Annotated in this window: 11 protein-coding genes; 2 read left to right on the top strand and 9 right to left on the bottom strand. The window is 57.8% G+C overall.

Going from position 1 to position 11,566, the window contains the following annotated elements; all coding sequences use genetic code 11:
* Positions 1–5: 5 nt before the first annotated feature.
* Complete coding sequence (locus RH90_RS19190) at positions 6–890, bottom strand: WYL domain-containing protein (RefSeq protein ID WP_029625487.1); 885 nt, start codon at positions 888–890, stop codon at positions 6–8.
* A 507-nt stretch (positions 891–1,397) separates the two neighbouring features.
* Between RH90_RS19190 and RH90_RS22815 the strand changes: the two genes are divergently transcribed.
* Both RH90_RS22815 and RH90_RS23645 read left to right on the top strand, forming a co-directional pair.
* Positions 1,398–1,589 (top strand): hypothetical protein, encoded by a 192-nt coding sequence (locus tag RH90_RS22815; protein ID WP_010188159.1) that lies wholly within the window; start codon positions 1,398–1,400, stop codon positions 1,587–1,589.
* Between the two features lie 45 nt (positions 1,590–1,634).
* On the top strand, positions 1,635–1,802 hold the full coding sequence (locus tag RH90_RS23645; RefSeq protein ID WP_157134741.1) for a hypothetical protein: 168 nt from the start codon (positions 1,635–1,637) through the stop codon (positions 1,800–1,802).
* Between the two features lie 255 nt (positions 1,803–2,057).
* On the opposite strand, the gene RH90_RS19185 is transcribed toward RH90_RS23645, so the two are convergent.
* The 8 genes from RH90_RS19185 to RH90_RS22800 form a co-directional block, all read right to left on the bottom strand.
* Positions 2,058–2,915, bottom strand: a complete 858-nt coding sequence (locus RH90_RS19185; RefSeq protein ID WP_010188157.1) for a DUF3800 domain-containing protein — start codon at positions 2,913–2,915, stop codon at positions 2,058–2,060.
* Between the two features lie 85 nt (positions 2,916–3,000).
* Complete coding sequence (locus RH90_RS24415) at positions 3,001–3,348, bottom strand: hypothetical protein (protein WP_010188155.1); 348 nt, start codon at positions 3,346–3,348, stop codon at positions 3,001–3,003.
* Positions 3,349–3,601: 253 nt separating this feature from the next.
* Complete coding sequence (locus RH90_RS23640) at positions 3,602–3,925, bottom strand: hypothetical protein (protein WP_157134740.1); 324 nt, start codon at positions 3,923–3,925, stop codon at positions 3,602–3,604.
* Between the two features lie 250 nt (positions 3,926–4,175).
* The gene (locus RH90_RS22255) at positions 4,176–4,691 is read right to left on the bottom strand and encodes a hypothetical protein (protein ID WP_051124880.1); all 516 of its coding nucleotides are present in this window, start codon (positions 4,689–4,691) and stop codon (positions 4,176–4,178) included.
* A 918-nt stretch (positions 4,692–5,609) separates the two neighbouring features.
* Positions 5,610–6,164 (bottom strand): recombinase family protein, encoded by a 555-nt coding sequence (locus RH90_RS19165; protein WP_010188150.1) that lies wholly within the window; start codon positions 6,162–6,164, stop codon positions 5,610–5,612.
* 125 nt (positions 6,165–6,289) lie between these two features.
* On the bottom strand, positions 6,290–6,895 hold the full coding sequence (locus RH90_RS22805) for a peptidoglycan DD-metalloendopeptidase family protein (protein ID WP_081477028.1): 606 nt from the start codon (positions 6,893–6,895) through the stop codon (positions 6,290–6,292).
* Positions 6,896–7,133: 238 nt separating this feature from the next.
* The gene (locus RH90_RS19160) at positions 7,134–10,178 is read right to left on the bottom strand and encodes an NB-ARC domain-containing protein (protein ID WP_010188149.1); all 3,045 of its coding nucleotides are present in this window, start codon (positions 10,176–10,178) and stop codon (positions 7,134–7,136) included.
* Between the two features lie 484 nt (positions 10,179–10,662).
* A protein-coding gene (locus tag RH90_RS22800; RefSeq protein WP_157134739.1) for an IS5 family transposase occupies positions 10,663–11,429 on the bottom strand; the annotation gives its coding sequence in 2 pieces (ribosomal slippage) (positions 10,663–11,117 and positions 11,117–11,429; 768 coding nt in all).
* Positions 11,430–11,566 lie beyond the last annotated feature (137 nt).

Raw genomic sequence — 11,566 nt, 5'->3', positions numbered from 1 at the left:
TCTACTCATGCCGCGTACTCGGCTTTTCGCAGCGCAGCTTCGGTGTCGTTCCAGTTGGTGACGACGATATGCTGACTGCGCGCAGGGCGCTTCGTCGCGTCGTCGAGCAACCCCAACCGCTTCAGGACATAGAACAGCATGGCGTAGCGCACCGTCAGAACGGCCGCGCCACCTTCCATGCTGAAATCCTTGGCAACGACCGCCTTCTGGCTGACGGTCAAATCAGGGTGAGGCCCGATTTGCACGCCGAAACGCTCCTGCCACAGAACGTCGTCGAGCGGGTCGGAACTGCCTTCACCCATCTCACCGACGCCTAGTATTCGCGGTAACAGGAAGTCCTTGAACCTGTCGGTCACGTGACAATAGGCACGGCCATGCCAACGGAAGCCGTCATAGCCGAAGGCGTGCGGCGTGATCCGCCGCCAAGCGGGATCGGGCCTCTCCTTGCTCATCGACTGATAGTGAACATCGACCGACTTGCGATCACGGACCGCGCTCAACACCGTCCGCAGCACATCTGGGTCGATGTCTCGACGTGGCGTGAGGGCAATATCGGTGTCTGGAACCTGCGTGATCCAGGAGTCCGAAAGATCGACCAAACCTTCGGCCACCGATCGAAGGCGAGACAGATAGCTGCTAGGATCGGGCGTCAGAAAGCGCGGTGCGAACTTTTCGCTCGCGACGTAACGCTTGGCACTCTTGTCATAGATCGCGTTGTGCGGGGCATGCTCTTGGTAGAGCGTCAAATCCTTGGAGGCTTGCGGCACAGACACGTCGAACATGTTGATGATGTCTGATCGGTTGACGCCCCCTTCCCAGAAAAGGCGAAACTCGATGAACTCGAGGCGTCGTTCGACGCCCCATTTCAATCCTGTCGAGCCTTCCAGCACCAGATTACCCCTCGCAACCGTCGCCAAACTATATGGAGATATATAGGCGACGCGATTAGTTTCTATTCCCATCTAGCAAGAGCGTCAAGGGGAGTAGTGCGCGGTCCGGACGGACACGGCTATATCAGCCTAAAGGGCTGACCGAGCCGCCTGAGGCGTCTCGTCCTATTCGGGTAACGATCCTCGCGTGAGGTGTGCCACGTGGCACACCTATGGACGCGCCCAGGCGCGACGAAAGTCCGTTGGTGCCGCGGTCCTCCCCCGGAGGACCGCCAGCACGGGGAACACCAAGGGCTGCTGCCCTTTCGTTCCCGAAGGAAAATAGACAGCCCCGTGTGGTCCGCCAAGCGCGGCACCCGACACCCTTTGGGGTGTCGGCCGCGCTAGGCGGCCTGCCCGCACCAGGCCATCGATTTTCCTCCTCCCTCCCCATCCCGCTCCTCGCCGGAGAGGCAGAGCCGGTTGCAGCAGCGACCGGCTGCGCCTCGAAAGAAAGGAAACAGGACAGTGGCTTACACTCGATACACGGGCGATCCTTATTGGAAGCGGGCGAAAGCGGACGGCACCAGCGCAGACGGCACCCCCTACCGTAAAAACGAGCGGGTATTCTTCTATCCTCGCAGCGGCGTGACCTACGCGGGCGGCAGCGCGGCGCGCGCATCGGCCGAGTTTGACGAACTCGCAAGCCTCGAAGGCTGACCCGTCACCAACCAACCGAATTATCGCAGATCAGGAGTTTTCATCATGGCTATCATCCACCCCAAACTGTCGCAGCTTCGCCTTCCCGCCCCGATGAAGGTCGGCGCGTTCGACCAGCCCGAGCGCGACTCGGAGAGCTTCGACCCCGACATGGACGGCGACGGCTTTGAGGGTGTGGAGGGTGACGAGATGGCCGACGACGAAATGGCGTGATCGAGGACAAGGGGTCTGGCTTCGGTCGGACCCCCTTTTCCATCAGCGTTGCCCTTCGGACCGGGCCTATCGCCGGCGCGACGGCCATGCCCTGCATGGCCGTCGCGCCCGCTGCCCCTAGCGGGACCGCGAGCGCCGCCCGATCGGGATCGGGCGGCGCGGGCGATATTTGGAAATTGAAAAGTAAGGGTTTCGCGTCTATGTCGGTTGACGGAGGCTTTGTGCGCGGCAACGCGAGCATTGCCTTCTTTCGTTTCAGGCCAATGGCCTCGGCCTCAGATCGTCGATCAGCTTCAAGCCGTAAATCCGATCGCCCCCTTCCGTGTCGCGCGTAAATTGCAGCCGGTGAATCAGGTCTGCCAGAGGGCGCAGTTCCTCGCGCGCGGGCGCAGTCATCCGACGCAGGCGCAATCCCCAACTGATGACATAGGCCACGATGTCGGCGGTCTGGATCAGCGTGGTGAGATCGCTGTGGACGAAGAACGGCTCGGGGATGATGAGCCGCGATCGGCTCCGCCCGTTGCGCGTGTTCACGAAATAGTTCGACACCTGACCGAGCAGAATGTGCGCGGCGCTGCGGTCCAGTTCGTCGAACACCAGATACCCCATGGGGTCGCCGGGCGAACCGTTCAGGAAGTAATAGAACCGCTCGAACAGGAACGCATAGTCCTTGCGCAACGCATCGCTCCGCTCGGGACGCGGGGCTTCTTGCGGGACGATCGTGGCGAACACCTTCGCCCCGTGCCGCCGCGCGAGATCGAGGCTGAAACGGCAATACTCGATCTTGGCCTGCCCCAATGCGGTCAGCCGATCGCGCGTGACCGCGGTGCCGTCGATCAGCAGTTCCCGAGCGAGCTGCATACGCTGCACATGCTCGAAAGGCCCGAGCTGCGCGGCGTGCTTGAACGTCTTGCGATCGAGCAGCTTCTGCGCCTTCGCCTCGCGGCCATAAGCCTCGAACAACCGCATCCCGAAGATATGCTGTTGGGCGTCGGACAGGTCGCGGATCAAGGGCCAGACCTTGCGGTCCTCCACCGCTACCCCGGCTAGAACCTCATAGGGCGAATGACGTTGGTCCTGGCCGGACTCGTCGATGAACAGGGTCCAGCTCATAATGGGTTCGTTGCTGCCTTTTGCTGCTTATGCCTCGACCTTCTTCCATCCCTGAGCACGTTGCAATCAACGCCGTGTCATATCGCTAGGCGAGGAGGTCGGGCGCGGCCCTGGCGAGCACGGCTCTATCTCCCGCCTGCCGGGCGTCCGACCGAGCCGCCTGCGGCGTCTCGGCCCATGCGGGTGACGATCCTCGCGTCGTAGGCAGGCGCACGGTGACGACCGGCATCCGCTCGATTGCTGCCAAGAAATCGCCCAGTGCGCGCCGGCGATAGGCGTTGAGCCATCGCCGGCGCCGGTGTTCCGCCGCGTCATGGATCATGTGGCACCGTTGGCAGAGCGCTGCGAGGTTGCGGGCCGCGTTGTCGGTCGGATCGTGGTTCAGGTGCGCACAGGCGATATAGACCCGCGTGACGCGGACGATCGCCGCCACACCCGCGCCAGGCGCTCGCGCACGCCGTCCGCGCCCGTCGCGCCATTGGCGGCGATCAGCGTCCCACCAGCGGCCATCGCCTAGGTGGAACACCCGCCGACCATGCGGACGCTGGCAATGCTCGCAGCGACCTTTGGCGCGGCCGAAGCGGATCAGCTTCGACAGTTCAGGCCAGTCGATCGGATATCGGCGAAGTCGGAAGGAAGATAAACGCCAGATCCGCCGTTTTCATGCAAAACTCACAGATTTTGCATCATGCTCGGAACGGCGAAATCTCGGCATTGCTGTGATACGTAAATCCGATGCACTGTTGATCACGGATGTTGGAGTATGGTGGCAAGCTGCCGTTGTCCTCTGGCGTAGCCAGCGGCTCCCGTAGCCCCCAGAATCCGGTTGATGCTGAGCGGAACAGGGGTTGAGCTTTTATTAGTCGCGTCGGCCGCAAGCATGCGGGAGGAGCTTGAAATTGAATACCGTAGATGCCGTCGACGGCGAAATCCGGTTCACCGCTCACTGGGGCGGGATCGACCGCTACGTTTTCATTCCCGATCCTTATGTCTCGAATGATGCCGGGCATGCGGTCTCTCGTCAGGAGGCAATCGCGTACGTCCGAGACAATCTTGAGAGATACAAGAACGAAGCTAGGGCGCAGCATGGAGACGACGATCCCACAAAGATCGTCATTTTAGCGAGGTAGAGCAGGGCAATATAGGTGCGTCCGCCGTTCGCTCGTACAGGACTCGAATGTCGTATCCTGGGCGCTTTCTGCCGCCCCGATTGTTGCAAAAGGGTTCCCTTTTGCAACGGCAGCTCGCGCCCAATTCAAGTCATTCGAGGCCGATCACGCATCTGATCTCGTTGATAATCTCGACGCAGTGTTGAATAAACGGACCGCGAGTATCGACCAAGCCGCCCACCTCGGAAACATCGCCCTCGTTAAAGAACGCCTCACCCTTTCCCTTCATAACGAACGGCAGTGCCGCTCGTCTGGTGAGAAGCGTGTCATAGCTTCGCCCTACGCCATGTTTCAGCACGTTGACCCCCAGACGATAGTCGAGGAACCGGTCAGCGAGGTCATCGCGCCCCTTGTGGCGAAGCACCTTGTCCAGTTCGGTGTAGGCGTCACCCCACATAAAATGTTGCTGAAGCATCCCTTCAAACGTGCCGATCACGCCTGCCGCAATGATGGTGATTGCCATTGAGCAAGTACGCAGGCCGTTCACATCAACGGTGCTAGCACCTGTTTGTAGATTCACGACATACTGGTCATACACTTCCTCCACGAGCGACGAGAGCATATGCGGGGCACGGGTAAGATGCTCGAAGTTGGATACTGCTGCCATCGCGCAAGCATGGCATTGGTATTCGTGAAATCAAGCAAATGTCGCGACATTTAGCTACTGGCAACGGGAACACGACTCCCGGAAGCTGACAGGCAGCTTTTGAACGACAAGCAGACGGGCTGCAAACGACCACTTGCGGACGTTCCGTTACCGTGGCTTACTCCCGACATGCCTGTTAACTCTATTACGATTTTAGACACCGACGAAACGCGCTTTAGCGAGAGGTTGCGCAAGATCGTGAAGCATAAGCCGTTGGAGAAACCGGAGTGAGGTGGGTCGCCGTTTCGGCTCTTTTGCTATCCGCTTGTGACCAACATCGCGACCAAGCAGCACCGCCAATCCCGAGGCCTGTCGGCCGCTACGTTATGACCCCGATCGGGTCACCCGATAACAACCGCGTCTATGTGCTGGATACCGTAACCAGTGACGTTCGCGCGTGCGCTCCAATGATGAACAATCCGACGCGCCTAGATTGCGGCCCTTGGACCGACGACGAACTCGGCCTTGGCCGAACTAAACCGCACTAGGCCGTATCAAAATATAGAATCGCCAGAGCACTAGGGGGGAGAATAACGATGGCGAAGCCTGAAGAGCCGACCGTTCGGGTAATGGTCGAGAGCTACAAGGAACGTGGGTCCGGCCTTCATGGCGACCTGCACATACGCCCGGTAGCCGGTCAGCAATTTGCTCCCACTTTACGCGTCCGATGTTCAAAGGGCCTGATCAAAAACTACCCCGAGGGAACTCAGTTCTGGATACTCGCCAAGCTAACTGATCGCGAAGGCGGAAGTGAATTCCTTAGCTCGCATCATTCATGGGCATACGAAGTTATCCCAAAGTCGTGACGGACCTGTAAGGTACGGAACCGCCAAATCTTTAGGGTCGGGAGAATGTCAGCTTTCCACCAACTTCAGCCGTTCAACCCTGACTTCGGGACAATCTCGATATCGTTGCTTGGTCTACGCCCAACAAAGCGGCGACGGTGCGCTGCGTATCGCCGGGTGCGAGCCGTTGCAGGGCCTCAGCCTGCTGGTGAGGGGTAAGGGCAGCACGCCGGCCGAACTTCACGCCACGGGCCTTAGCCTGAACCCTACCGGCAGCTGTGCGCTCAGTGATACGATGACGCTCATAGCTCGCTGCGACACCTAGGACGGCAATGATGACCTCCGCGAACTGCGAGGTGGTGTCCACCATCGGCTCTGCGATCGAGCGGAAGCCCGCCCCTGCCTCCTTCACCGCATAGAGGATGTTCAATAGGTCACGGGTGTTGCGGGCGAGACGATCGGTTGCAGTGACCATCAGCACGTCGCCGACATCGAGCGCGCCGATCGCGCGCTTGAGCTGGGGCCGCTCGGCCGTCGCCGCGCTGACCTTCTCCCGGTAGACCTTCGTGCAGCCGGCCGCGTCGAGTTGGGCGAGCTGCTGCACCAAATCCTGGCCGTTGGATGAGACGCGGGCATAGCCGTAAATCATGCTCGGATTGTGCATCGGAATTATGCATCATGGAAGCACTGGATTTTATGCGCTTTTTTATCTGATGCAAAAATTGTGAGTTTTGCATCACAAACGACCGGACCTGATGGCCAGCGGTCCGGCCGCTATTGGCGTTGAAGGGCTGGAACCCGCCCTTCAGCGTACAGGTTCCATCTGATCTGGTACGCCGTGGTTCCTCGCCATGCTCCGATATGGATGTGAGGCATTCTGGCATGACCATTGTTCCCAACGACGCCCACGACCTGTCCTGCGACGACGGTCTCGCCGACCTTCACGGTCACGTTCGTAACGTGAGCATAAGTGACCATTAGTCCGTCGCTTCGCCGGAAGGCGACGTAGCCTGCTAGGTCTTTTCCCGATCGACCGGGCGTATTCTCCAGCGCGTTTTCATGGACTCCGACGACGCGCCCTGAAAACGGCGCGTGCACTGCTGAGTGCCAGCCGTACCAGTCGGCGTTCGTTGCGCCCGACGTGCGGAATGGGCGGGGAAATCCGTCACCTGTTGATGGATCGATCCCACCGACAATGACACAATCTCGGCCCAGTGCGTCGCCGACATAATGGAGGGAGCCATATGGATGCTCACCGCAGACGAAGGGTTCGTGAAACACCGGCGCGAGTTCGACTACCGGGACATGAACAGCCGGCTTCACTTGGGGAAGCGTCATCGGATTGAAAGCGTCGATTGCAGCGGCGACAAACAAGAACATACGCTGAAGCTACGCCGATCAACCGACGGCAGCAAACTGGTTTTGATCGCGACCCCTGACCGTTATTGGGCGTCAGCGACCACCCGCTATGAGCCTCCACGATGATGCAAAATCTTTGATTTTTGCATCAGGAATGACCTGGTCTGGTGGAAACCGGACTGTTCGCTATCGAGCAGCCATCAGATTAAGGAGTCGTTCGTTCATATTGTCAGCCACACGTCGGCGATTTGCCGACGGCTTAGTTTTCAGCTATCCACGCGGATACAATTTTTGAGGCTTTAGCTTCGCCGAGCAAAGCAGCAGATTCCGGGTGAAGTTTGTTAAGTTCGACGATGATTTTCTTGACACGGACGGGTGCCCAAGTGCCGAGAAGTCTAACTGCTTCCAAAAAGAAGGCCTCCGCCTTCTCGATGTCGCCTTTTCCCGCCAATAATTCACCGACCCATTTTCGGCCGTACGCACGATTGGATCTACTTAGCCCCGTCGTGTCTCGCTCCAAAGCTTTGAGTGATAAGCGATAGAGAATGAGTGCTTGTTCGGGTTTGCCCATAAGTTGCAGGCACCGACCGACATTACCGTATACTGTGCCGCCTCGCGCTTGCGTAGCGTCACTCGCGATCAACTCTTCCAAAGTGTCAGCGCCTAAAAAGTAGTTTATCGCAACGTCAGGTTGGCCGCTGTCGCGCTGCGCGAGAGCGAGCGTATGCTCGCAATCGAAACTCGTATCGACGTTGGTGTCCTTCTTCAGGGAAACACCACGGGTGGCCCACTCGATCGCGCCGTCGTAATCATCACGCAGCCAAGCTATGTATGCCCTCATGTCACAATGCTTAATGTAGCGCACGGTCTTCTGCGGTACAGTGGCCTCGTGCCTGAGCAGCAGATCTTCGACCGCTTCGGGTTCGCCGAGCTGCTCAAAAGCGGCTGCCGTCGAGCCGACGACATGGTCGAAAGTATTATAGGTCGTGGCGGCGGTTTCCCAGTCAACCGCTTCCAAGAGCAACCGGGCGACACGAACATATTCCTCGACGTTGCCGCTACCTAGAAGCGGTTGCTCGACCTTGATCAAAGTTTCAAAGGCGTTCTCGTACTGGCCGGCAGCTATTTCCAATTCCGCCTTTTGCGAAAAACGTTCCATCATTGAAAATGGCAGGTTGATGCCAAGGAAGCTTTCTATGGCACCAATAATACGCTCGTATTGCGTAATGACGACCTTAATATAGTCGGAGCGCTCATCACGTTCGAATTTTGTGCGCACGAAATGCCGTACTAACGGATGCAGGTCGTAAAGATCGGGCGCGTTTGTTTCGGGCTTTATGACAACGAGGTTCAACGTCGTCAAAATTCGTAAAGCGCGTCTGAATCGATGGAAATTTAATTGTGACGCGACGAATTTTTCTATCATTTCCGCAGTTTCAGGGCGCACGGCCTCGGCCATGAACCTTAGCAACGTTCGCTCGGCGGGTGCTAGCTTGTCCCAGATGGATGACAAGATGTCAGGTCCGCCTTCGCGACCGCGCCGCAGATCGTTCAAAAACTTCCGTAGTGTAGTACCGGGCACCTTGGTAACTTGTACGGCGATCAGGTCCAGCCAGAACGCATGCCCATCGGTGATTTTGTGCGCGTCGCGAATGTCGTCCTCGTTAACGGGCGAGGTTGGCGACCGCTTGGCAAATAATTCAATAGCCTCCTCTTCGGACACACCCCGGAGAGGAAGAGTGATGATGGATGACGATGGATATTGCACGTCGGGTCGGCATGTCAAAATAAGCCGGCTGCTCGAACTCGACGCAGAGAGTTTCTGTACGATGCGGTCGAGCAATCCAATAAAAATGCTATTTTCGAGATCAATATAGCTGTCAACATTATCTAGCACGATGACAATATTGGTCGCTTCCATTTGCGTGATCAATATCTCAATCAACTCCTCGTCATCGCTCTGCGCTATTTCCGCTGGAGAAATGCACCCTCCCGAGAGGCGTGTGACGACTTGGATAACTTGGGTCTTGATGCGATCGCCCTGCTCCTTGCAATCGCGCCAATCCCAGTTGCTGAACCGCAATTCGTCGGAGCCGATTGAAGCGATGTAGTGAGAAGCCAAGACGGACTTGCCTTCACCACCGATGCCGCAGATCACGACAACCTTTGCGGGCGACGTTTCCAGCGCGCGGAGTTCGTCTTCGCGACCCACCCAAACGTCGATGCTGGGTGGCCGATCGCATTCGAGCGGCGCAAGCCGGAATAGAACGGTGCTCGTTTTATCTGGGGTCGTCGGGGCTGCGCTCTCTGCATTTTCCTTTATGGCAACAGCTTCCTCGCCATCCCACAAGGCTATAAGTTCGGGCAACAGTTCATTACAATCAATGCCGTTATAAAATGTGACTCTGTTCCGCTTAATCCCGGGGTCAAGCGCCGAGCGAAGATAGTCGCTGATTTGAGGACTTTCGCCGTAGCAGGCCCACAGGACATCGGGGAAAAGATTATCATCGCTTACGATGCCACTCAATGCACCGGTAAAAATGTCAGGCCATCCACCATAGGCAATCACTACAACCAGCTTGTCCTTTAGGTAGCCAAGCAGGTCGTTTTTAAGGGTCGGGCGTGACGCCACCAACTGCGTACTGGTGTGCAACGTATCCTTTCCATGCCAATAACCATGAATATGGAGGACCTGGCATCCGCTGGCAGCGCTTGTATTGAATGATCCGTCAGCCGATAGCGAAGTGCGCCAAGCTTGGTGGCCAGCCTTTCGCACCGCAATTTCAATCAGCGGATCGAAGTTTGAGGTAATTACGAGTTTGCCAAATCGCTTTGGAAACCGAGCGATCAACTTGCCCAAAGCCTCGACAGCGGGGCTAAGCGACCACATCGATGGATCGTTGTCGAGCGCGTTTAACTGCTCCGCATCCAACCTGGTAATCCCGGCCATCGAAGTGGTCGACTCCGACGATACAAGCGCCTCGGCCACAGCCTTCTTAATGACATCGTTGGCGCTATCCTGGCCAAAGCGTCCGACCAGAAAATCAAACGCTGCTTGGTAGCGATTTGCCGCGGTGAGCAACTTGGCATCTAGCTTGTCTAATTGCGGTTTTTTGCCCGCAAACTCTGAACGAATGAGTTCGACAACAGCGTTCACGTCGGCAACGCCGCGATGATCGCTGGTCGGCGCGGTCAACGGTGCACCCAGCACAAAGACGACCTCTTTGGTGTTATCCTTCAGAGATTCTAAGAGTCGAAATAGCAGACCGTCTTTTTCGTGGAAGAGCAGATCGCCCGTATTCATTGAGAACCCTCGATTACCTATTACGTCATTAGAAAAATTCGGGATTCTTGTCGATGCCCCGATATCAAATATCTACAATGAGGCAGTCGAGCAATTCGCTAGCATCTCTGCTGCCGCTTCCGCTTTCCCAATTTTTCAATCTGTAAACGGCCAACTTATGCCCAAATCGGCGATCTGTACGAGCGCCCGCTATTGGGATGACAGCCGATGCGTTAAAGGCGAATTATGGTCGTTTCCGTACGCTGCGCGCGCGTACTGGTCGCAGAACTCCGCGCACCCTTTAAGGCATGACAAAACCCTGCGGACCTAGCCCCAAAAATTCGGCTCACCAATTGGGTCGTGAATAACCGCCACCCGGTTTGATCCGTGGCAGTCGGGATCGGTCGGGATTGCGCAGGCCGCCCATCCTACGATAATCATCGCCCGATGGTTGGAAGCTCGTCTGTCACGGGCTCGACAAGGAAGCGCCATGGTTCGAGCCGATCTAGGCCGTAGACTCATAAGCGCGGAGCCACAGGCGCATTGAGGCGAGTTGGACCATGGCGAGGAAGTTCTCGGCGAGTTTGTCGTATCGGGTGGCGATGCGGCGGAAGTGCTTGAGCTTGCTGAAGAAGCGCTCGACCAGGTTGCGCTCGCGATAGAGGACCTTGCTGAAGCAGGGTTTCCATTTCCGATTGGCTTTGGCGGGGATGTTCGGCACCGCGCCTTGCGCCTCGATCAGTTCGCGGATCCCGTCGGCGTCATAAGCTTTGTCGGCTAGGACGATGGTGCGGGGATCAAGGCGATCCAGCAGCCGGTATGCGGCGGGCCCATCGTGCGCCTGACCGGCTGTCAGGCTGAGCCGGATCGGGAGCCCTTGCGCATCGACGAGCGCGTGGATCTTGGTCGTGAGACCACCTCGGGAGCGACCGAGGCAGTGATCCAGATCCCCCTTTTTGCCGTCGCAGCCTGCTGGTGCGCCCGGATGGAAGTGCTGTCGATCATCTGGATGTCGCCGTCGTACGCCGCCGTGATGGCGTCCATCAGCCGGTCCCAAACGCCAGCTTTGCGCCAACGCGAAAAGCGGTTGTAGCAGGTGGTGCGCGGTCCATACCGCTCGGGAAGATCGCGCCACGGCGCGCCCGACCGCAACACCCAGAAGATCCCGTTCAACACACGGCGATCATCGACGCGCGCGACGCCCCTCGGCTTGTTGGGCAACAGCGGCTCGATCACACGCCACTCAAAGTCGGTCAGATCATATCGGCTCATACCGAGCCTGAAACAGAAAAGTCCGATCCTGGGAATCCCGTTTATGGGTTCACGGCCTAATCAAACTTATAGCTGCAGAGTGGACCGATCTGCCGCCAGCAGATGTCGAGAAGATCGTTGCCGAGTTCGTCAATGTC

The organism is Sphingomonas sp. PAMC 26605 (assembly GCF_000241485.1).
In the GTDB taxonomy this organism is placed as follows: Bacteria; Pseudomonadota; Alphaproteobacteria; order Sphingomonadales; family Sphingomonadaceae; genus Sphingomonas.
Note: the sequence above shows the minus strand (reverse complement) of the source record. Positions and strands in the feature narration are given on the sequence as shown.